Annotated in this window: 25 protein-coding genes; all 25 read right to left on the bottom strand. The window is 43.6% G+C overall.

The genetic code is table 11. The features are described 5' to 3' along the window. Window positions 1-3 precede the first annotated feature (3 nt). The 25 genes from RDN79_RS04610 to RDN79_RS04490 all read right to left on the bottom strand — a co-directional run bounded on the left by RDN79_RS04610 (window position 4) and on the right by RDN79_RS04490 (window position 22655). Window positions 4-1575: a radical SAM protein gene (locus RDN79_RS04610; RefSeq protein WP_298552870.1), complete on the bottom strand. Its 1572-nt coding sequence runs from the start codon at window positions 1573-1575 to the stop codon at window positions 4-6. Window positions 1576-1580: 5 nt separating this feature from the next. Beyond that, the gene (locus RDN79_RS04605) at window positions 1581-1748 is read right to left on the bottom strand and encodes a hypothetical protein (RefSeq protein ID WP_298552869.1); all 168 of its coding nucleotides are present in this window, start codon (window positions 1746-1748) and stop codon (window positions 1581-1583) included. After that, the gene (locus RDN79_RS04600) at window positions 1741-2838 is read right to left on the bottom strand and encodes an ABC transporter substrate-binding protein (protein ID WP_298552868.1); all 1098 of its coding nucleotides are present in this window, start codon (window positions 2836-2838) and stop codon (window positions 1741-1743) included. Before RDN79_RS04600 ends, RDN79_RS04605 begins: the two co-directional genes overlap by 8 nt. Next, entirely contained in the window at window positions 2835-3503 is a 669-nt protein-coding gene (locus RDN79_RS04595) for an ATP-binding cassette domain-containing protein (protein WP_298552867.1), read from the bottom strand. Before RDN79_RS04595 ends, RDN79_RS04600 begins: the two co-directional genes overlap by 4 nt. Beyond that, the gene (locus RDN79_RS04590; protein WP_298552866.1) at window positions 3497-4147 is read right to left on the bottom strand and encodes an ABC transporter ATP-binding protein; all 651 of its coding nucleotides are present in this window, start codon (window positions 4145-4147) and stop codon (window positions 3497-3499) included. Before RDN79_RS04590 ends, RDN79_RS04595 begins: the two co-directional genes overlap by 7 nt. 171 nt (window positions 4148-4318) lie before the next feature. Then, window positions 4319-4918: a DUF6549 family protein gene (locus tag RDN79_RS04585; RefSeq protein WP_298552864.1), complete on the bottom strand. Its 600-nt coding sequence runs from the start codon at window positions 4916-4918 to the stop codon at window positions 4319-4321. Beyond that, window positions 4911-5117 (bottom strand): hypothetical protein, encoded by a 207-nt coding sequence (locus tag RDN79_RS04580; protein ID WP_057256172.1) that lies wholly within the window; start codon window positions 5115-5117, stop codon window positions 4911-4913. The genes RDN79_RS04585 and RDN79_RS04580 overlap by 8 nt, the downstream gene beginning before the upstream one ends. A 12-nt stretch (window positions 5118-5129) precedes the next feature. Beyond that, window positions 5130-5582: a glycoside hydrolase family protein gene (locus RDN79_RS04575; RefSeq protein ID WP_298552861.1), complete on the bottom strand. Its 453-nt coding sequence runs from the start codon at window positions 5580-5582 to the stop codon at window positions 5130-5132. After that, window positions 5579-5866, bottom strand: coding sequence for a hypothetical protein (locus RDN79_RS04570; RefSeq protein WP_298552859.1), 288 nt, complete (start codon window positions 5864-5866; stop codon window positions 5579-5581). Before RDN79_RS04570 ends, RDN79_RS04575 begins: the two co-directional genes overlap by 4 nt. Before the next feature lie 6 nt (window positions 5867-5872). After that, entirely contained in the window at window positions 5873-6022 is a 150-nt protein-coding gene (locus RDN79_RS04565) for a hypothetical protein (RefSeq protein WP_298552857.1), read from the bottom strand. After that, window positions 6009-6497, bottom strand: a complete 489-nt coding sequence (locus RDN79_RS04560) for a hypothetical protein (RefSeq protein ID WP_298552855.1) — start codon at window positions 6495-6497, stop codon at window positions 6009-6011. The genes RDN79_RS04565 and RDN79_RS04560 overlap by 14 nt, the downstream gene beginning before the upstream one ends. Before the next feature lie 61 nt (window positions 6498-6558). Next, the gene (locus RDN79_RS04555) at window positions 6559-6837 is read right to left on the bottom strand and encodes a hypothetical protein (protein ID WP_298552853.1); all 279 of its coding nucleotides are present in this window, start codon (window positions 6835-6837) and stop codon (window positions 6559-6561) included. 88 nt (window positions 6838-6925) lie between these two features. Next, window positions 6926-7699, bottom strand: coding sequence for a PolC-type DNA polymerase III (locus RDN79_RS04550; RefSeq protein ID WP_298552852.1), 774 nt, complete (start codon window positions 7697-7699; stop codon window positions 6926-6928). Next, window positions 7681-8214, bottom strand: a complete 534-nt coding sequence (locus RDN79_RS04545; RefSeq protein WP_298552850.1) for a hypothetical protein — start codon at window positions 8212-8214, stop codon at window positions 7681-7683. Before RDN79_RS04545 ends, RDN79_RS04550 begins: the two co-directional genes overlap by 19 nt. Beyond that, window positions 8214-11228: an HNH endonuclease gene (locus RDN79_RS04540; protein WP_298552848.1), complete on the bottom strand. Its 3015-nt coding sequence runs from the start codon at window positions 11226-11228 to the stop codon at window positions 8214-8216. Before RDN79_RS04540 ends, RDN79_RS04545 begins: the two co-directional genes overlap by 1 nt. Next, the gene (locus RDN79_RS04535) at window positions 11225-11980 is read right to left on the bottom strand and encodes a site-specific DNA-methyltransferase (protein WP_250714237.1); all 756 of its coding nucleotides are present in this window, start codon (window positions 11978-11980) and stop codon (window positions 11225-11227) included. The genes RDN79_RS04540 and RDN79_RS04535 overlap by 4 nt, the downstream gene beginning before the upstream one ends. Continuing rightward, window positions 11952-13712: a PHP domain-containing protein gene (locus RDN79_RS04530; protein WP_298552845.1), complete on the bottom strand. Its 1761-nt coding sequence runs from the start codon at window positions 13710-13712 to the stop codon at window positions 11952-11954. The genes RDN79_RS04535 and RDN79_RS04530 overlap by 29 nt, the downstream gene beginning before the upstream one ends. Further along, the gene (locus RDN79_RS04525; protein ID WP_298552843.1) at window positions 13712-14746 is read right to left on the bottom strand and encodes a toprim domain-containing protein; all 1035 of its coding nucleotides are present in this window, start codon (window positions 14744-14746) and stop codon (window positions 13712-13714) included. Before RDN79_RS04525 ends, RDN79_RS04530 begins: the two co-directional genes overlap by 1 nt. Window positions 14747-14750: 4 nt before the next feature. Continuing rightward, on the bottom strand, window positions 14751-16109 hold the full coding sequence (locus tag RDN79_RS04520; RefSeq protein WP_298552841.1) for a DnaB-like helicase C-terminal domain-containing protein: 1359 nt from the start codon (window positions 16107-16109) through the stop codon (window positions 14751-14753). Next, on the bottom strand, window positions 16102-16716 hold the full coding sequence (locus tag RDN79_RS04515; RefSeq protein ID WP_298552839.1) for a hypothetical protein: 615 nt from the start codon (window positions 16714-16716) through the stop codon (window positions 16102-16104). Before RDN79_RS04515 ends, RDN79_RS04520 begins: the two co-directional genes overlap by 8 nt. Beyond that, window positions 16700-17308 (bottom strand): RNA polymerase sigma factor, encoded by a 609-nt coding sequence (locus RDN79_RS04510; protein ID WP_250714232.1) that lies wholly within the window; start codon window positions 17306-17308, stop codon window positions 16700-16702. The genes RDN79_RS04515 and RDN79_RS04510 overlap by 17 nt, the downstream gene beginning before the upstream one ends. Before the next feature lie 149 nt (window positions 17309-17457). Further along, window positions 17458-17946 (bottom strand): crossover junction endodeoxyribonuclease RuvC, encoded by a 489-nt coding sequence (locus RDN79_RS04505; protein WP_298552837.1) that lies wholly within the window; start codon window positions 17944-17946, stop codon window positions 17458-17460. After that, window positions 17921-20239 (bottom strand): SMC family ATPase, encoded by a 2319-nt coding sequence (locus RDN79_RS04500; protein ID WP_298552834.1) that lies wholly within the window; start codon window positions 20237-20239, stop codon window positions 17921-17923. Before RDN79_RS04500 ends, RDN79_RS04505 begins: the two co-directional genes overlap by 26 nt. Further along, complete coding sequence (locus tag RDN79_RS04495; protein WP_298552832.1) at window positions 20227-21297, bottom strand: phosphoesterase; 1071 nt, start codon at window positions 21295-21297, stop codon at window positions 20227-20229. The genes RDN79_RS04500 and RDN79_RS04495 overlap by 13 nt, the downstream gene beginning before the upstream one ends. Window positions 21298-21383: 86 nt before the next feature. After that, on the bottom strand, window positions 21384-22655 hold the full coding sequence (locus RDN79_RS04490; RefSeq protein WP_298552830.1) for a hypothetical protein: 1272 nt from the start codon (window positions 22653-22655) through the stop codon (window positions 21384-21386). Window positions 22656-22801: the final 146 nt, after the last annotated feature.

Here is a 22801-nt window from a genome sequence, read left to right as displayed (position 1 = left end):
ATTCTAATTAAGATTGATAAAATAATTATTTGTATTTTTTTTGTCAAGATGACTTTTTAAAATTGCTTGCATTCTTTTTTTAGCATCCAAATTAAGCTGTTTATAAATCTGCAAACTATTTATGGGATAGCAAGTTTCTGTATAATATGAAATTGATATGGATTGTATATAAGATAAATGTGTGTTTATAAATTCTAATGTTTTATCAATATCTTGTATTTCTTCTCCATCATAACCAAACATAAAATAGCCATGCACACTTATGTTAGCATCATAAAGACTCTTTAATATGTTTTTATTATTTAAAATATTAAGCCCTTTTTCCATTTTATCAAGAATATTTTGAGAACCCGATTCAAATCCAATCATTGCTAATCTCATTCCTCCTTCGTACAGTACTTTAGCAAAAGAAGAATCAATATAAGCCTCTGGTCTAATCATACTAGACCAAGTAATAGGCAGTTTATTGATAATAATTTTCTTAGCTATTTCATATAGCAACTTAGGAGAAGGTGAAGCACTCACAAAGGAGAAGTGTTCAACTTTATATTTCTTAAATAAGTATTCTAATTCATTATATATATTATCAGCTTGTTTTGCTGTATATATTTGTCCTTTTAATTCACAAAACGAGCACTTGCCCCAATAACATCCCTTTGTCAATTCTATAGGCAATTTTCTTATAGGAGAAAAATATTTATCAAAAGGCAAGTCATCAAAATTAGGAATAGGAACTTTTTTTACAAAACGAAATTTTGTATAAAAGTTAGTAATTACTCTTCCATTTTGTTTATAAGATAACCCATTTACATTTTCTAATCCTTTATTTTGTTCCAGTAGGGATACTAATGAAACTATTGATTCCTCTGCATATCCACGTAAAATAAAGTCAATTAAATTATTAAAGTCATTAGAATTATTTAAGATTCTGTGCACACGTGAAACATAGCTACCTCCAAATACAATCTTTATATTGGGCATATTCTGTTTAAGAACAAAACTGAAAGATAAAGCAGGTATTAATTGTTCCGAAGTCGTTACACTAAAACCAATTAAATCAGGTTGAAAATTAATTATTGATTCTAATTGATACTTTTTTAAATAATAGCTAAAAATATTATTTTCGCTATATACATAGTGAAATATCTTTTCGATATTATAGCTATCAAATAGATATTTAACATCACCAATAGACAACTCTATATCACAAAAATTCAAAGAAAATATTTTTAATGCGAGTTCTATTTTTTCAAAAGAATCTTGTACAAATTCTCGATCTTCATAATTGGCATATTTTCGAACGTTCTCTTTTAATGAATTGATTTCATGGATAAAATAATCTTTTAGCTCCCATAATAACTGTTTTCTGAATTCACTATTTGACTTAGCGTCATTATACCAGTTTAATTGGCATTTCAATTCCTCAGGAGAAAGCATTTGATCAAAGAAATTCACATTCAAATCTATTTGATTCACTGCAACTCCATCATTCTTAAGTATCCCAGTTAAGAGAGGGATGCTTAAATATGGCTGAAATGGCAACCATGGTGGTATATTGGCTAATAATACTTTCATGCGTCCTATTTCTGACTAATTAATTTTGCATCTAAAAGGCTTTCTGGATTATTAATAAAAAAAGCACCTCTTTTAGCCATCTCGTCAATATTCCACTCTTTTTTTAGCTTCTCGATTAAAGCAGACAATTTTTTCTGCTCTTCCTTTGTCTTAGTTTTACAATCTTTATTCATATACAGTTGATTTAGTATCTTTTATTATCATAAGCTCTATTTCAGGAATTATATCTCCATTTTCATCAAATTTGATTTTTCCGGAAACTCCATCACAATTGGTTTTATATAATTGTTCTTTAATCATTTGCTGGTTAAAATCAACTTTTCTCATAGCCTCGCATAGTATATAATAAGTATCATATCCTAATGCAGTAAGAAGAGGAGGTGCAGAATTCCTTAGTTCGAAATACTTTTCCTTAAATATTTTTTCTTGCGAAGTTTTTTGGTCTGTGGTATATTTAGGTCTGGAATAAACTATATTATCTGCAGCATTACCTAATTTTTCTACCAATATAGGATTATCAAATGTTACAGGAGCTAATATTTGAGATTTAATATTGAGTTCTCTAATTTGTTTAATTATATTCAAATATTGCATATCTATCGCTATAACCAATAGGGCATCTGAATTTTTGTTTTTAATTTTTGTTAATTGGGTTTTGAAATCTATATCATTGGGCAAAAAGGTTTCTACTTGCTCTACTTTACCTCCACCATTAATATAATTAGTTATAAAATTATTTTTCAATCCTACTCCAAAATCATTATTTAAATATAAAATGGAGACAGTTTTAAGTTTTTTAATCTCGTTGGCAAAATTTGCTAAGATTTTACCATCATAAACATCGGAGGGATAAATTCTAAAAACATAGTCACCTGCTGTTGACAATAAAGGCGTAGATGCCGTAGAGGAAATCATTGGTATTTTATTCTTTTCACAAATAGGTGCTACTGCTAATGCCTCTGTAGATGAAGCTAATCCTATTATGGCTTTTACTTTATCAACTGTTATTAATTTATTAGCTGCAGAAATAGCCTGTTTCGCATCTAATTTGCTGTCCTCTATGATCAAGCTAAACTTTTTAGAAGAAATGCTATCATAATATTCTGAGGATATTATGATACCATCAAGAATATTGTTGCCAATTTCAGAAGCTGCACCTGTTAAAGGCAATATTACTCCTATTTTAATTGAATCATCTTCTTTACATGAAAAAAAGCATGTTAAAAAAGAGAATATCACTAATGTAAAAAGATTTTTTTTCATATTTTTTCGTGTTTAATTTCTCCTAATTCCAACTCTATTATCCGATAGTCTACAACTTCAAACAAAAACTTTTTATGTTCTATAATAAGAAAAGTTATACCTTCGTTATAAAGATGTCTAATGATAGCAAGTAATAATCTGGAATATTTTTCATCCACTCCCGCAAAAGGTTCGTCCAAAAGCATCAGCTTAGGCAAATGAAGCATAGCACATCCAAACGCCAGTAATTGTCTTTCTCCACCGCTCATTGAAAAAGGGGATCTTTTTCGCAATTCAGCAAGACGTGGTATATTTTGCATAACATGTTTAATCCTTTGCTTAGCATCCCCCTTGCTATAGATACTAGCCGCAGTTAGTAAATTTTCTTCTGCAGTGAAATCTTCAAACACATTTTTCTTTTGCGGCATATATGCAATCCCTAATTTCAGTAATTTGTAGGGATGTATGCTAGTTATATCATTATCCTCAAAGAGGATTTTACCTCTCAAACGACCTCCATTTTGCCAAGGAGATAAAAGACCGTAAATTGATTTTAATACAGTACTCTTCCCCGAACCATTTCCTCCTGTAAGCAAAGCTATTTCGCCTGCATTTATATGGAAAGACACATCCGTCAGTACTTGTTTCTTACCATAACCCGTAGTTAAATGCTGTACTGTTAACATACTATCTTCCCTTTCTCCATGTGTAAAATCACATCACTGGTTGCAGCTATATATTGGGGATGATGCTCAATTTGAATGATAGTTTTACCTATTTGCTTTGATTCCAATATAATGTCAACTATTTTTGTGAAATTATTTTTATCAATGCCTGCTACTGGCTCATCAATAAGTAATAATTCGGCATCATTAGCCAACAAACATGCAAGAGTTAACAATTTCTGTTGTCCATAAGATATTTCTCCTGCAAGTTCATTGGCTTTATCAGTCAAAGACATCTTCTCTAATATCTCATCTACTTTGGAAAGTTGTTTGGAAGACAGTCTTTCAAACATTCTTTTTTCCAGCGACAACATCACGTTTTCCTTAACTGTCATTTGCATAGCCAAACGTAAATCTTGAAAAGTACGCCCAATACCCATACGATTTATTTTATAAGGACTGAGACCGATAAGATTACACCCTTTAAAAGAGATGGAACCTTTTGTTGGTTTCACGAACCCTGAAATAATGTTCAAAAGTGTCGTTTTCCCAGACCCGTTTCCTCCAGTTAAAGTATAGACCTGTCCATTCTCTATCGATATATTCACACCAGATAATACAGACACATCACCAAAGCATTTTTCAATATCTTCAATAACAAGCATTTATGTTTAAATAGCGTATTAGAATGTTTAACACCAGATATTTTTTGCAAAGATAGTAACTTTTTAATATATAGGGAAATAGACGGCATTTTTTTATTTCCAAAAGATAATTTGGACTTAGTCTATATTTTGCTCTTTCAATATAGTAAGGTAAGTGTTCTTCTGTATAACCTATTTTTGAACATGAATAAATTCCGAATACTTCACTTCCACGTATGGGTTATCCGTTGTGATAACCTGATGCACCGCCTTCACCTTCTTCCAGAACAACCACCGTCGTTTATACTCAATCCACACGGCCTGCCTCAACGTTACCGGAAGGTGAACCGAACCGATCAGCGAATCCCGTTCAATAACCCCGTGCAACTGGATAAAAGGATTCATCATCGACACAGCTTGAACACGAACAACCACTGAATCACGTATAACCACCGAATCACGCACCGTAGCATGAATCGGGGCATCAATCTCAATCTGGTGTTTGGCAGCCGCTTCGAGGTTCTTAATCTTAACCCCCATCTGTTTGATTTTTACCAGGTCATCAGCCCGGTAACGCTCCAATTCATCCATGCTTAACCGGAGCGTCTTCACATCCGTTGCCATGGTTGCCGAATCCACCTGCCACCGTTTTAAATCCGAGAGCAGGGCATCGCTGTTTTGTTCGTGCCGGTCCCGTTCTTGTTTCAACCGGACAACCTTCCGTTGCTGCAACCACACCATACCGGCGAGCGCCGCTACGACTACCAATAATACACCTGTCCTTCTATTCATAAGCCGACTTTTGAGGAACAAACCAGACAAATTCATCTTTATACATTTCGGGGAACAAAACCATGTACCCCTTGCATTTCCTTACGCTATCTGTCAGGTCTTCCAGGACAATACCCGTTTCACCCAACAAACCATCCAGGTGGATTTCGGTCAATTCCGGTGAGGGAATAACAGTAATCTGACTACCTTCCACTATCATAACCATTCTTCTTTAATCATTAAACAATAGCTTAAACTCTTCTTTCCGCCTGCGTTCCAAAACCGCAGACACCTTTCCTTTTATCAGTCGGAAACTGACATACTCCCGGTAAACATCCCGGCATCCGCTACGGAGTTTCTTTACCAACCGGCTTTTCATCACGCGGGTTTCACCCACATTATAAGCCAATATGCCAAGAAGCAGTGAATCCCGTCCAAAACTGCGGAATACGGCACATCGGTGTAATAAATCCGCACGCAACAACGAATCCGCACATACCTCACTCATTTCAGCCGTAAACGTTTCATTTGCCACCAACTTGTGTCCGTAACCCACATAGGGATGATGCCGGGCTGTATGTAGTCCCTCGTACCGTTTGATACAATCCACCGACTGTTCAAACACCGACTGGGAAAACACCGGCAACGACACCAGCCAGAGAACAATACCGAACGCAGCCTTCATCGTTGTTTCAGCAATTCCTTTATATCGCCGCGCATTTCCCGAAGGTCGGCTTGAATGGACACGAACTGCGTCATCGTGGCCTCGAATACCGCCTTGTCGAGCTTGATTGCGTCTATCTTCTCGTACTGGTCTTCTATTTTAATTTCCAGTGTAGAACACCGGTCTGTCAGTTCGGCAATTCGGGAAGTGTTAGTGATATGCTGCACGTAAATCGTGATGATAAACGAGAATATCACGAACAGCGAGCGATAATTGTCTGCAAAAAAATCTTTGACTGTAGTCATAAGTAATTATTGTATTAAAATCGAAAAAGCATCTTTAACAGCCCGGATGAGCATTTCAGCCCCTGCGCTATCTTTGAATATCCCGAATATCACCAGGATAATAATTAGAGCGATATAAATAATCCGCTCCATATTCCGCCTGCTAATCTTCTTCATGGGGCGGTGGGGTTTGAGGAACAACGACATTAAAAATGATATTACCGCCGCCGTCGCCTTTCTTCTTATCCTCTTGCGAATGCTTGATAGGATAAAGTTCCATCAATGCTTTTGCGGCATTCACCGAAACCGCCCTAAGTGGCGCAGGTGAAAGGGCAACCCCGAACTTGTCGATATACTCGTTCTTGGCGGTTTCTGCCATCACCGATTTCAGCGTTTCAGCCACTTGCAGTTTTACGGCAATAGCTTCCGTTTCAATCTTCCGTTCTTCCAGCAATTCACTGATACAAGAAGCTATATGCGATTTGGCAAGCAAACGGCGTGCAGCCAGGGAAAGGTTTTTCTTATTTTCTCCAAACACCTCCCTGTAGCACGCCGTTGCTTGCCCGGCAAATTCTTTGTCCCCATTGACGAACAACTCGCAAAATTCCTTTTCGGCATCTGTCAGCTTTATATCTTTTTCTTGTTCTTCCATGATTATTCTTTCGTCGGAAACAGCCCCTTGTAAATAAGATAAGAGACTGTATGTTTCTTTATCACGGAATAGTCTTTTCTCCCCCGGAGGGTTTAACCAGATACGACTTTTCTTCAATCAATTGCTCCATCAGAACCTCATAAAACACATCGGCCAATGCGTTGGCGGCGGCCTCTGCATCAGCCAGTGAATTAATGGTACGCATGTTAAAGGCAATGTTCAGGTCATAACCCGAAATCACGGCCATCAGTTCCGTACCGTCATAATTCATCGCTCCGTAGGTCATCCGGTCGTCGGTCTTGAAGACAACCGTATCTTCCGTTTTCTGTTGTTCGTCCATTATGTAAGTATTATACAATCAGTTATACATTAAAAAAATAATATTCTCTGCTGAAAGAGAAGACAGAAATATAAAAAAGTCACAAGACTTAAATTTTAAAGTGAGCACGTGTCTTTTCCTTTTTCTGAATACAAATATCCCCGCCACCTTCCTGCCGTAACCGGGCAGAGCAGACCGCCGCCACATTTAAAGTAGCGGTCACATCGGCTCCGGCATCGTGCGCATCGTCCAACTCGATACCGAGCCGCTCGGAAAGTATCTCCAGCTTGTACGAGGTTACATCCGGCAGATGGGCAAAAGCGAACCTGCCGAGGTCTATCGTATCCACGTAGTGCGGTTGGAAATTCCCGTAGAAATCCACCTTTCCGGCAAACACCTTCTCAAATTCCGGCATCAGCCCGGCGTAGGCTATCAATTGTTGGAGAAACCCGATGTCAAACGTGATATTCTGACCTATCAGTATTGGTTTACATTGTTGTCCCTTCGACAGGGTATTACGTTTGCCGAACTCAATCACATCCTGCGCCACTTCCTTCAAATCAACCCCTTGGTTATAAAGCATATCCATCGTAATAGCCGAATAAGTCAATGCCACCGGTTCATACTTCATCGACATACCGGCCTCTTCCTGAACAAGAGCCTGACGGGTTTTAAGTACCTTGCGTTTCGGTGCGCCGCCTATATCCAGCTTCCGGTAAGGAGCGATATACTTCGCGTACCGTTCCAGCACCGTCCAGTTATCCAGCCGGACAGCCTGCATAGCAAGCTGCGTACAGGCACAGTCTACACAGTTCAGCCCGCCCGTCTCAAAGTCCAGGACAACGGCGGTATAAATTTTCGGTTCTACTTTTGGGGCTGCCATAAACGTATTTTTTGATACATGTCACGAATCGTTTCTTCATACTCCATCAAAGAACCGTCATTGTCAATCACGAAATCGTAAAAGGCTTCCGGCAGTTGCTTCCGGGTTCTGTCCCGGAAAATCCGATCCTCGTCGATGCCCCTGGCAACCAACGTTTCATAGTTACTGCGCACCAGTACCGTAACAATCCTGAAACGATGTCCGTGAAGTTTCTTCAACGCCTGCACACCACTTTCGTCCACAACGTATGTACAATACCCTTCGGGAGGAACCTGGTCGCGCAATGCAAAATATTCATACCCTCCAAACTTGGTATGTGTCAGCATATCGCAGAACGGGAAAATCTGGATATTCCGGATAAAATAATAATCCTTTCCATGCGTTTCGTCCGCCCGTTTGGGACGTGTCGTATGGCTGATAATACTAAAAACATTCAATTCATCTTGGAGCAGCTTCGACAGATAGGTCTTGCCCGAACCCGAAGCGCCCACAACGGCAATAATCGTAGGTTGCATTACATTACTTGAATTAAAGATGATTTATAAGTCGTCAAACTATTTGCGCCGGAGTAATCACTATACTTGATAACCACCGACACGATAATCACTTTATTTTTAAGGCTTCCGATAGGGGCCGGATAATTTTGCAGAAAATCAGACCAGCATACCAGTTCCATCATATCGTTATTTTGTTGAAGCGTGATTTTGGCAAACTTCTTTTGTTCGCCTGTCATCTTGTCTTTATAGGCTTTCTCTTCGGCCTCGCTGACCGTGGCGCAGACAACAATTCGTTTTCCCTCATTATCAGAATCAAAAGCCCGCCGCAATTCCATGTAAGAGGCTTTCCCCTTCACTTTCGCTTTCAGGTCAGAGCTATCGAATATCCTCCGGTAATCTATCGAACCGATACCCGAAACGGCAATCTGTTGCATCGACCAGAAATAATGCTTGCTGATTAACTCGTCCGGAAAATCCTTGTCTGCCAGTTCAAACCCCAATTCACGGGCAGCACGGCTGAGAATGTCGTACCGATCTGTCACGGACTTTACCTTTTCTATATTGTCAAAACATCCCGCAAGAACCATATTCTTGACATGCCTTGCATTCACGGGCACACGGGTAGATTCTTCGGCATTATCCGGATCATCCCAAAACTCATATTTCTTCAGCTTGTAGCGGAATATGCGGAAAATAAAATTCTCGATAGAGAGGAAAGTTCCGTTGCGCTCCCGCTCCTCGATAATACAGTCCACAGCCTTTTTGCCCAGCATCTTAATCCGTGTCAACGACCAGAATATTTCATCGGTGGTATAATTGGTAAAAAACTGTGCCTGCGATACATTCACATCCGGCGGTACAATCATAGCCGAACTGCATTGTTCCATTTCCGACATCAAAGCCGGAATCTCCTTATCATCAGCCCACTGCAAAGCCACCGTGTAAAAAGCCGTCGGGTAATTCGCTTTCAGCCAGGCGCCCGTATAAGAAGTAATGGCATAAGCCGTTGCATGGCTGTTACATGTCACCATACCACCAGCCGTTACAAAAGAGTGATTGGGGGCTGACATTTCTACATCATAAACCTCACCGTAACCGATATACGAGACTGATACCACCTTGCGCAATTCTGTGTAAAGCCCGTGTTCACCCATCTTCCGGCGCCCCATGCGATAATGCTCTTTCTTGTGACATGAAGCGCAAAGCGTAGTCAGATTATCGAAATTCTCTCCGCATTGTGAATGGTCTCCGTTGATATGATGCACTTCCAGCCGGCAGTTCCGTTTGCCGCATCGGGCACACGCTTCAAGCATCAGGTGCTTACGGTAATATTCCAGCCGTACATATTCACTTTCCGGCTTCTCTACAAAACCGGAATGCCCCGGTCGGGAATTCAGTTCATAATTACCTACACCGTAATTATCATGGTACATATCATCATTCAAACAACCTTTGTCCGTAAAGCGGTAATTGGTATCCTGCTGTATATACCCGATATTCACATACATATAATCCTCTCCGGCAACCAGGCAATCCGTTCGGACTTCTCCCCGCTGGGTAGGATGTTTATGGTTGGCCGTTACATCCAGCGTTCTGCCGTCTTCCAGTGTGATACGATAAAGTGGTCTTTCACCTACATACCGAATATCCTCAATCCGGTTCTTTACCAATCGCTCGTCTTCATTCAGTGAGAATCCTATTCCGTAGCCTTTCCGGTTATATTTCGAATACAAATCCGCATGTCCTGTCCAGCGGGCATATTGCCGGTCATGCCGGATACGGTACATCTCCCCGATAGTGGGTTTCCACCGTCCACCATGCGGACGATAAATCGTTTCCCCGCCACTGATACATTTATTAAAAAGATAAGAACCGCCCGATTCAATCATATCCCAGATTTGCACCGCATCCTCCTTCGGGCATCCCCGTTCTTTGGCCCCCTGCATGAATTTCTCTTTCATGGCATGTATCTTGTCGATGCGCTTTTTAGAAATCAGCTTCATCAAATTCACACCGTCCCCCATGCTAAAGTTACCCACTTCCCGAGCAATTTGGATTAGACTTTCTTGAAAAGTTAATTGGCCGCAACTGTCTTTCAGTGCATTATATGTACCCCACAAATACACAGGTGCTACATCACCACATTTACATAACAGGTATTTTTCTGCCGAACCTGATTCGAGAGTGGCAGGCCGGTAAAGCGCATTGGCCGCAATCAGGTCGTGAATATTCGTCGGTTTCATATCCATCAGGAACTTAGTCATCCCTTTTGATGAAAACTGAAATACATTCTGGGTAAACCCGTCTGAAAGCAGGCGATAAGTCTTCTCGTCGTCCAGTCCGCCTTTCACAATATCATCAAACCGTAATCCGGCATCATATACCCGGTTACATTCGTTTATAGTCGATTGGATTTTCGACAGCTCCTTAATTCCCAGACAGTCATTTTTCAGCAAACCCACTTCATCCAGCGAATAGCCGTCCAGTTCCGATACCAACACGTCGTCTACCTTTTTTAGGGGAGTGTAATCGAAACATTCCATTTCTTCACCATCCTTTTGCTCCGGCGTAATCAGGATAGCCGAGGCGTGGATAGAACCCGAACGGGGCTGCCCCATCAAAGGGCGGATGTCCTCAATCACTTGTGGATAGTCCGTAATAAACTTCTTCACCTTCTTATTGGTAAACGCCAGTTTAAACAAGTCCGTCCAGGTCATCTTGTCATCATCGAATATCGATGTGATATAATTCACAATATTCAGTGGGACCCGGTGTACACGTGCCACATCTTTGATGGCAGCTTTGATTTTCAAGGTAGTCAAAGTCCCGGCAGAAAATACCCGCTGTTTCCCGTTGATATTATAACGCCGTTCCAGATACTCCTTCACTTCCTGGCGGCGGTCGGATTGGAAGTCAATATCCACATCGGCGAGTGTACCGCCGGGACCCTGACGATAACCGTCACTTACCGAACAATCCAGCACCTGAACCGGATTCGTTTCTTGTTTTATACTTACATGCTTTATCTTCATAAGGTCAATCTTTCTTTAGCTATTTGAAAAATGGTCTCCTCCTTCTCGATACCGATAAACCGTCGGCCCGTGTTCCGGCAGGCAACTCCCGTCGAGCCGCTGCCCATCACAAAATCAATCACCAAATCACCTTCGTTGGTATAGGTGCGGATAAAATACTCCAGCAAAGCAACCGGCTTTTGGGTAGCGTGCAGGTAACAGGTCTGTTTGTCCGTGCTGTATTTCAATACCGACCGGGGATAGCGTTCCGTGCTGTCATAGTCCGTGTATAACCCGTGTTCCCGGTAGATGTCACCTTGGCTGCATTTCTGACGATGCACGGAAGCCACCACCTTCCGGCTGTGTCCCGCTGTTTTGATAGGATGATAAAGAGGTAACTTGTGATAAAAGACCAATATGTCCTCATGGCTTTTCAGGGGCATCCGGTTAGCATTTAAAAAACCAGTAGCCGTAGTCTTTTCCCAAACCCAGCTATACCGCAAACGTCGCAGGTTTGAATTTCCCAATGCGCTTGTGAAAGGTTGCTGACAAAAAAGAAGCACCGGAGTACGGTCACGGCATACGCCGCGTATGGCATTCCACATCAGCGGAAAATCAATCACTGAATCCCAACGGCAATGGGTTGTGCCGTAGGGGGGATCAGCGAGAATCAAATCGGCTTTCACTCCCCGGTCAGCCAGAAAAGGCAGAACTTCGAGGCAGTCGCCGTGATACAAAAAAGTATTATTGTCTATCTCGGTCGGATGGAACATGGTTTATATAGTTAATCGTCCACAAATAATCTTTATGGTCGAACACTACATCGTCACCATCTTTCAATTCATCGGCATATACTATCATCTCTTCTTCATCCCGCACGACAAGCAATTGCGCATCCCGGTCGAAACGCACGGTTTTACCGTTTTCCAGTTCAAACTCCACATATTCCTCCGACTGCAATTCTCCGGCGAGTAGTGTCGCTTGGGCAGGATAAAGCCCGGCACGTTCGGGAAGCAGGAAACGCTCAAAAAGCAAGTCATACTTGATAGGGTCTATCAGGGTTATCCCCATCAGGTAAAGAGCCAGGCATCCTCCCGCAGAACCACGCCCGCAGCCGACAAGGATGCCATTACTCCGGGCCCAGTTTACCGTGTCGTACTGGACCAGCATGTAATCCACATTATCGGTCGATTCCAAAATGTAAATCTCATGCTCCAACCGTTTCCGGTAAACGGCTTCTTCGCCTTTCGGGACTAACCGCTGAAAGCCTTCTTCCAATAAGGATAGAAACATGCTGTGCCGGTCGCCGTATTTCGTTTTTTCCTCGGCTGTCATATCATACCTCGGCATAAAATTCCGATCAGTCTCATATCCCGCATCAGCTCCTTCTGCAATCTCAACCGTATTCCGGCACATCCGTTCAAACAAGGCTTTTACATTCCATTTCTCACTATCGAACAACGGCTCAATCACTGAAAAATGTTCGTCTATATCCTTAAAGAACTGTTCGTCGCTCTGCTCATGCGCCGCACCGGTAGCTATTTTGTTCAGAACAATCTTATTTCGGGCATCATCCCCGTCCAGATAGTAATTGTCACATATTAGTATAGGTTCTATCTCGAATGAAAAGGTGAACGGATCAGCAAAATTTTCAAAATAACAAGCTACCGATTTTAATACTTCCACATCAATGCGTTCCGCCTTGTACTCCGTCAGGTCAACCTGGAAATAAAGTTTCCCACTGCAACCTTCCTCTTTCCCCATAGCTGTTTTCAGTTTCCGAACGACATCCGGATTCTTTCTCAGCCAGTCCCCCGAACATTTCCCGAACACCAGCACATTTCCCCCGGCATGGTCGGTAAGTTGTCGGAGCGTCAGCGTATGCTCTTCACTATCCACCATTATCGCTTTTTGAATCCGTAGCAAGTTACGAAGTCCTTCCTTGCTTTGACAATATAACTTCATATCAACCGTTTCATCCCCGTGGCGAAGCCGGAACGAATATCCGAAAATAGGTTTCAATCCGGCTGCGGAACACTCTTTCTGCAAATTCAACGTGGCGCCCATCGTGTTGTAATCGCAGATACCGATAGCCGTATGACCGAGATATTTCGCTTTACGTACCCAGTCTGCCAGTTCACCAGAACCGTTCAACAACTCGTAACCGGTATGCACCCCCAGATTGACATACGGTATGTTCAACCGGGTAGGCTGACGTTTACCTACATATTTCAGTAGGTTGAAACGAAACTCCTCCCGCAAATCGAAATAGTACCAGTTCTTGCCAAAAGCAAAGGCTGCATAAAAAATGTCTTCTTCCATCAGTACGTCCGGGTTCTCCATTAAATTAAAACGGATGTTCCCCTCGTCGCCCTTGAATATAGAACTCACTCCCGAAAGGTCTGCTAAAAACACCTTCCCGAAATCTTCTATCTCAACCACCTCGTCATCTATTTGCCGGTACGCTATTCGGTTAGCATCCAGCCATGCTGTTAATTTTTCCATTATTCTTGTAATTTGGATAATTTATATTCAATAGGTGTTTTCAACCTCTCCGCAAAAATCTCGAATATCTCTTCAAAAGAAAGGTCTTGCCAATCCTTCTCCGGGTTGGGAATATCAGCTACAAACACCTCAAAATAGGGCGCTAATTCCGTAGCGGTCTGTTTGATGGCCGCAACTGCATCCCCGTCATAGCCGATGACCACCGTGCGGACACCTTTCACTTGCAACTTATAAATTTGGGTAAGGGAAATCTTCTTTCCGAAAGTGGCAACCACGGCAATAGGGGAATTGTCATATAAATCCAGTTTACGCACCAGGGCAACCACATCGAAAATACCCTCCACGATAATCACCGTATCGGTTTCATTTTCAATAATCGAATCGTAGTTATAAAGCAACCGGACAAAATCATTCTCCGTGGAATTATTGAACCGCCGGATCGGGTACTCGCCCCGACGTTTAGCTTTCCGGTTATAAATATCGATTTCATCTTTCGGCCAGACATGGCGGGCAACATAACCCACAACATCGCCACTGTCAATAACCGGGAATATCACGTAATCAGTAAACCGGAAATTTAGTTTTCCCGTCGTACCGACTTCAAAATAATCGTAATCGTCATAACAGAACCCTCTCGATTTCAGATAAGGATGCGTGTACACCCGTGTATAAAAGTCCGGCAATTCCACAATCCCCAGTGTATCATCTACCTCTTCCTCCATATCGAGCGGAAACAACAGGTTCGTGTCGAGCGGAGTGGTCAGGTCTGCCGTCGGTGTCACCATCAAATCCGGACGCCCGATTTCTTCCAGCAACTTTTCGAGTGTCTGTGTCGAACGCCCGCAACTGAAACAGTGGCTCATAAAAGGCTTCTTGCGTAGTGTCTCTTTGCCGATATACACGCCGAACTTGCCTTCTTTCCCGCAATACGGACAGCGGGCTATCAGGTTTTTACCCGCACCGTCCCGTTTGGCTCCCAGATGGCGGCTTATCTCTTCAACCAGGAAATCGGTTTCTTGTCTCGATAGTGCCATGTCGTCAGCGGTTTAAGGTTAAACTACGCTGGGCATCGAAAAATACCTCATCGTCGTAATTCGTAGCAATCTTAATCGTATCTCCCTTTTTGAAAAAACGGGATTTGGCAATATGTAACCGCATCACATCCTCGTTCCGTTCTGCAGACGACTGGTTCAGACTAATCAAATGGGTGCAGGGACGGGACAAACCTTTGGCCTCGCTGCAATTGTATTCAGTCAGCACGTTTTTTTCGTCATTTAACCAGTCCCGGTTCTCAATAGTAGCTTGATAGGTCACAATCATCCATACTTTTTCGTCTGCCGCGAGGTCCTTCAAATCATTCGCAACGGCAATCCGTTTACTCCGTTCATATTCGGCATTCCAAACCCGGCGGCTGGCATCCGTCAGCAAATCCATGCTGTCAATAATCACCACGTCCGGAGAGTGCCCGGTCTTCTTCCGGTACTCCACAATACCGTTTTTTATATCCAGCGTTGAAACCCTGGCATTGAACCGGGGAAAGCAACGCACCGTTATGCTGCCGCTCAATGCCTCGACCATCTTTTCATAGCGCCGCATCTCGGTCTCTGAAATTTTTCCCCGCTCAAAGTAATAAGCATTTTTGGCTATCAGGCTTCCAGAATAGGCATTGAGCGCTTCCTCTTCCGAACCTTCGAGTTGGAAATGAAGTACATGCAATCCGTCATCCACATTAGCACGGGTGCCGATATACTTCACGATATGCGATTTTCCCACGCCCGTTGAAGCTAAGAAGCACGTAAGCTGTCCCCGCAAATTTCGTCCGGCATTCAGGGCATCCACGTAAGGGATATAAAACCGGGTAACTTGGGGCAAAGCCGATTGCTGTTCCTCCATCTCACGGGCCTGGTTCTGACGGAAACGGGCTACAAAAGTTTTACCCACATCCACAAATGCCGAGGATTTCAGCGTAAACCCCGACAACCATTCTGCATATTCCCTTAATAATGCCTCTGCCTTGTCCTGCTTGCTTTGGTTATACAACTTGCCTACCTCGTTGTACACCGATTGCAACCGGACACCTTTTATATAAGTTTCCAGCATGTCGAGCACCACTTCCGGGTTGGCATCCGCTTCATACTCCTGAAAAGTATTGATTAGCTCTATCGCATCGTAATCCTCATGGAAAGCCTGCGACAAAATCGCATAGGAGGGCGGCATATTGTAATTGCGGAAATGGTTCGCCAACACTTCTTGAATACGCTGGAAAGAACGGTCCGGCAGATACTCTTTCTCCATATATTGCACCAGCACGCCGCACACCGATTCATGCAACATGGCGGTTGAGTATAGCTCATACAGAAACTCAACGCTCAACGGATTACTTTTCGTCTTACTCATTCCCGTCCTCCTTTGCTTGATATTCGGCTGCCCGGATACGGTAAAGCTCCGGGTACAAATGCCGGGTTCTATTTTGGCAGGCATCCGAAAAACGGCACATCCGGCAGGCAACAGAAAAAGGCGTCCAAAGCAATGTCGAAGCGGCACAGATATAATAACCGGCTTCCGTCGATACGGCACGCCGTTTCGTATGCTCTTCCCAGGTAGGATTGATAAAGCGGTAATAAGGATGCACCTGCCGGTCTTCGATAAGTCCCAGCAAATACTCACGCGTAAGGCTGTGCTCTTTCAGCCATCGGTCTTCATAATACTTCTGTCCGGGCTTACGGGTGACAAAACGCACACACGCACGTTCCCCGAAAGAATGGCTCAACTTCCATTTCAACAAATAGTCCGGTGTAAACCTTGAAACAGCGTACACCTGGCAAATACAAAAATCTACAATGCGTTCCAGCCCCACCGTTCCAAACGTAAGCGATAGATACTCTAAACAAGCATCAACCCGTCGTTCCGCAACCTTACCGCCCGGAAAAACAAACCCCGGCAACACCGTGCGGCGCATCAACACCGTAAACAAACGGCTCATTAATTTACTGTTGCTTTGCATGACCGTCACGGGTTAGTAAACTCCTCATTTGCTTCTTCGCTAAGAAAATACGGCTCTTAATCGTATCCATATTCTTAGTCTTCAAATTCCCGTTCTGGAAAGAAATCTCCACGATTTCCTCCATCTTATATCCGGCCTGTTGCAGCAGCAAAGCCTCCTTATGAATAGGGGTCAATTGATCCAGTGCTTCCAGAATATCATCGTTGTAATACTGCTCATAATTATCCATGCCCATACAATTACAACTCACCTGGTCTCCCTCGTTCAAATCCGGCAAATCCGATACATCCACGTTATCGCTTGCCTTCAAACCCGTATTCCGCTTATTCAAATCATACACGTGGCGTTGAGCCACCGCGTAAATCCAGCTTTTCAATGGCCGCTCCGGATTATAAGTTTCGATGTACCGGTAAAAATTCACCAGCACCTCGCTGTAATTATCTTCTATGTCACACTCCTCAAAAGTAAACTTGATACAAATACTATATATTAATCGCTTATGCGGTAAAATATATCGGGTGAATAGTTCCGTCCGTCGTTTCACCGACTCCGGATCTAAATCACGTTCGGATGGTAAAGTCTGTTTTTTCACGCTCTTGCCAACATGAAATTGAACTTAAACTTCGTCTCAATCTGTCAGCTAATTAGCGTCAATTCATAATCTTAAAAATTCATTTTTATTTCAATATTGTATTATTTCATCCGTTTGTCAGGGTAAAACAATACAATATTGCATGTGTGTCATATCCGGTATTTATGACAGTAGTAGGTATAAATCCAGAAAGCGTCCGCCTCGTCGTCCGTCCGGGGACGGTAGCCATACTTAGCGACACAGGCGTTAATCATATCAACCTTCGTCGCCCGCCCGTTGCCCGTGGCAAACTTCTTCACCGTAGCCACGTTCACAAATGCCGGTTCAGGCAAATTTAGCTCGTCGCACACCTCCAGTAGAATCCCCCGAAACTCCGCCAACTTGCGCATATCCGTGAAATGATTGTTCACGTTAATATCTTCTGCAACCACCTGACGGATGCCATGCTGCCGGATAAACCCGATCAGCGTGTCACGGAACGCCTTATGCTGCTTATTGTCATTGCGAGCCTTTGATTCATAGAAATTCCAGGCGCCACATTCATGGGTGGAATAATAGCCGCACATCGTGGCTATATCCAACCCAAGCACCTCAGCGCGTGTCAAAGGCCCCTTACTGTACAATCCTTGATTCACCATGCTCTTTACGGATAACAAGTGTATGCGGATAGGCTTCGCTCACGTGCCCGTGCGACACGACCAGCGCTGTAATACCCAACCGGTTCAGCGATTCAAACATCTTCATATTCTCTTCTTCATCCACGGCGGCCAGTATCTCGTCCAGCACCAACAGGTCCAGTCCCTTGTCACCCTCGCAATTACTGTTCACCAGCTTCTGCATAGCCAGGATGGAGGACAAATTCACTCTTGCTTTTTCCCCCTCCGAGAACTTGCCGAAGCTGCCGCAATCCACCCCGTCACGGACTAACGTCACCGAAATTTTCTCCCGTAACTTGCCTGTCTTCAACACCGTGTAACCCGAAAACTGAATCCGTATATCGCTACCGATACTTGCCAGAAACTCATTCGTTATTTTTGAAAGAGCTTCTATTTTCGTATTCGCCAGATACGATTTAAACTGGTTGAAACGTTGTTCCTGCTCTTGCAATTGCTTCAACGTCTGTTCAATCTTATCTTTGGCGTTCAATATCTCTGCCGATTTCTTCCGGTAATTCTTTAATGATGCACGCAGCGACTCAATGATTTCGTCCGGAGAGGAATTGCTGATTTCAGAAAGGGTAGCACGCAGCGTCTCAATAGATGACTCGGCAGCCGTAACCTCGTCATTAATAGTCAATTTCTTTCGTTCATTGGTGCGGTAAGCCGCATCGATCAGTTCGAAGGCTTCATCGAAAATCTTACGGCGTACCCCCTCAATATCCTTTTGCAGGGAAATGATTGTTTCTCTGATTTGCTTTTCTTTACGGGACATTGTTTCCAATTCAAAAGTGGCGGTCTGCAAATCCTTCCCGGCTGTAGACAACTGTTGTTGCCATTCATCATTTTTTTGACGGATAGCCTGACGGTCGGCAGTTATAGTGCGTTGTTTCTTCTCCACTGTAATACAATGCTGTTCGGCCTCGGTTATTTCATTCCCAATCAGGACAAGCGAATGCTGCTTCTTTGACAATTCCTGTTGCCCGGCAATCACATCAAACTCCTTGTCAGCAACAAGAAATTGGTGTTTGCAAGCCGGACAGGTAATCGTCCCGGCCAGTTTGTTTTTCAATGATTCCACGGCCGACGACAAATTGCGGCGTTTAGTACGAAGTTCTTCACCGGTACGGCTTAAATTATGGAGCTTTATACCCAGGGATTTCAATTCTTCCTCAACAGCCTCATTACGGATTTGATACTGTTTTGTAAAAAGAGCGTATTCCGATTCGAGTGCTGTGTACGCATCTGTTAGGCGGGCTTGTTTGTCCGTCGCATTTTTTTGGTTTGTCTGGTGGTTCGCAAGGTTCTTTTCGACAGATGACAACTGTATTTTCTTGGATTCTATGACCTTATTCCAGTCTGTCAATGTACCGTAAGCCGATACCATGATTTTCACCTGCTCCAGAATATCATCCAACGGTTCGTCTGAATTTTCCAAACCCTGCATTTCAGTATCGGTCTGTAATATATCAGTTCTGGTATTGCTCAACGAAGTCAATTCCGACTTTTTCTCACGGATAAATGCCCGTTTCCCGGTAATAGTCTGTTCAATGGCTGCTATTCTTTCCGCTTTACTCCTGGCACATTCCTTCTTATTGTTCTCTTCTTTCTCTATCTGCTCGGTAAGCATTGCGATACGCCCGTCCACTCCTGAAAGTTCCAACTCTGCATCCCGCAATCTGGTCTCAATCGGTGCAATGTCTTCCGACACCTTTTCGATAGCCTCGTCCACCACAATGCCGTTACTGAAACGGTTGATTATTTCTTTCTTCTCCTTATCCGAACAAGACAGGAAATCCTCATACTTATGTTTCGAGAGCACGAAATTGTTAAAAAGCTCGTCACGGGTAATGCCCAGTTTTTCCAAAATATATTTTCCATAGGCATCCACCGAATGTTGTACAGCCTCGTCCGTATCTATCGGCTTACCGTCCCGCTCAATAGAACAATGTACCTGAGAAGCACCCTTGCGGTATATTTCCCGTTCCACGGTAAAAACTTCATTGCAACTGGTATTACTGAATTCCAGCATCACATAACATTCATCCGCTGTATCGTTGATGATTTCTTCGTTCTTGATTTTTCGCAGCGGGGAGCCGGTAACACCAATCGCTATACATTCCAGTAAGGCCGATTTGCCCGATCCGTTGCTGCGTTGGCTCTCATTGTCCCGGTTATCCCCGAAAATCAGGGTAGTAACCCCTTGGTGAAGGACGTAACTCAATTCCCGGAAGGCACAGAGATTACGGGCAGCTATTTTATTTAATTTCCACATACACTATCTATTTTAGATAAATAAGACAATCCGAGTTCTACCTCCGCTATTTCCTTTTCCCGGCAAAACTCCTCGTAGGTTTCCCTGATTTTATGGGTATCGAACTTTTCAAAAAGGCTGGAAGCCGATACGTCCGCCGCTTCCGTCTCTTCCGTGATGATTTCCACCTTAGAGGCTCCCGCATGGAGTAGCTTTTCTTTGGGGATGGAGGAAGCCCGGACGGAAGTCGTGTGAACCCGTACCTTGGTGCGGTAATGCCCGTCTGCTTTCATTTCGTCCAGTAAATCAGTCAGATGTATATCCACTTGGTCAGCATCCACATCAATTACCTTATACCGGAGATTGATTTTATTCTGGATAAATTCAGTGCTTCCGTCATTGTATAACACCGTATAACCTTTCATTTCATCTTCGCCGAAATTATGTTGGCGGCTACTGCCGATGTATTCTACGTTTGTCTCCGGGATAACACAACGGTTGTGGTAATGGGCGACAAAAACTTTGTCGAACCCTTCAAAGAGATTCGCGGGAAGTTCTTTTTCGCTGGGTTGTGACAAAGCCCCGTTTATCCCTTCATGCAAGTATAAAAAATTGAGTTTTGTGGAATCCAGCGCTTGTGTTTTCACCGTTTGAAGTTTCTCGGTAAAACTGCCGTCTTCCGGAAAATAAGGAATCAGGTGCAACAAAGCGTGTTGCCCGTCACCAATGGGCAAAGACACATAATCATTCGCCACCACGACATTTCGATGTTGGTCGAAGATATGGCAGTAACCCCGTTCCGATTCAGGGGCAACCTTGTCATGGTTTCCGTTGGCAATGGTAACTCGGATGCCTTTCTTGGCGGTTGCCAGCAAAACATCGTGAACGGCCAACAGTATATCAAGTGTCTGGGCGGCACGCGAAAGAAACAAATCACCTCCCAGGGCTATCTCTGTAATTCCTAACCGTTCACAGATACATAGTGCCTCGTTCCAGTTCGCGACAAATTCCGGTATATTCTCTTTCCCGACATGCAAATCATTGAATAACAAAAGACAAGGATAAATTTCTTTAGCCATAATAAGCGTGTAAAAAGGGAGGAAAAGGCAGATTGAAAGGCTGCCTTTTCCGTTCCTCGGATGAATAAATAATAGATGATTTCCGCTTATCGTCTGCGGCGACGTTCAGGGGCGGGAGCCTCTGCCGGTGCTTCCGGTTCCGGTTCGGGAGCCGGTGCCGGGGTGGGCGCCGGAGCCTCTTCATCGCCGGGGGCAGCGTCCAAAGCTGCTTCGATTAAGTCCAGCAACTCCTGATTGCTGGTCGAACGGGTAACACGTACCGGCAATTTTTCCTGCTCGATAAACGAACGGATCAATCCTCTCAACTCCTGGCCTTCTTCTGTTTTGTCCGAAAGCCCTTTTTCCTGCAATTCGTCATAGCGGGCGAAAAGGTCATCGATAAGGATACCACTACCGTTTGAACTGTTTTCCTTGGCATCCTTAGTTCGTTTGTCGAAAGAGAAACTGCTCGTGTCTTCTTTGGGAAGTTCCGAACCCAGTTGTTCAATAGCCTGCTTCATTTCTTCCTCGTCCATAATTGACATGCCGTACTTCTGGTCGCATTGTTTCAGGTATTCGATGGTCGCTTCGTACTGGTAACGGCTATAATGATAAATAATGCTCGGAATACGGTTGGTATTCATCAATTTAGTCAATTCTTCCGAAGTCAGTACGTCATTCTCCGCTTCATTATCAATCTCAATCAGATATTCGGTCTTTCCACCGTTTTTCTTCTTCTCGATTTCAATGGGATAAGCATTGTAAACAGAAGAAATCGGGCATGGGAATCCCGGTGACTTAGCCAGCTTTTTTTGCCATAATTTAAACTTGCGCTCGTCCAGTTCCTTAAATTGGGAGTGAGAAAGGGTAAGCAACTGAATGCCTTTGGCACGTTCGTTCAGGTCAAGGATGTACATCGCATGGCCGTAGTTGAATTTCAGACCACCGCCGAAACTACCACCGCCGATTTTTTCAGCGAGCTTGTCGTCCCCACGGTCTTGCGCTTCTGCCACGGCGAGTTTGCGGTAAGTGTCGATTAAGTCCAGGGAGTAACCGGCATCCGTTGTGCGGGGAACAGTCACATACATCGAAGTCGGCTTGGCATTCCCCGTAGTCGGTTTTTCAAGTTCCATCAACAACTGGCGCACCGGATATTCGTAACTGCGACGGTCACTTGTGCCGTCAGGATTCGGGGCAATAGGCAACACCCGTAGCCGGTAAATGCCCAGCTTGTCAAGTCTGTAATACTCCGTTTTCGTAAAGGTCTTGTTCTCTTCGAGCGCACGTTGCTGGGCCTCTTCATAAGATTCCTGAGCCGCAACAAACAACTCCTCGACCGACAATTGTTGAAGGTCTTTTTCCTCTTGCTTCTCTTGCATAATTGTAATACAATAAAATTAAACTGCCCGAATAGCAATCTAATTCAACAGCAGACAGGTTCGGTTTCACCGCCTGCATTCAACTAATAATATGGGAGGGAAAAGACGGGAGAACTCCCGTGTCCGCTCGGCATCAGGTGCCTCAA

Source organism: uncultured Parabacteroides sp. (genome assembly GCF_902493135.1).
Taxonomy (GTDB): Bacteria; Bacteroidota; Bacteroidia; order Bacteroidales; family Tannerellaceae; genus Parabacteroides.
Note: the sequence above shows the minus strand (reverse complement) of the source record. Positions and strands in the feature narration are given on the sequence as shown.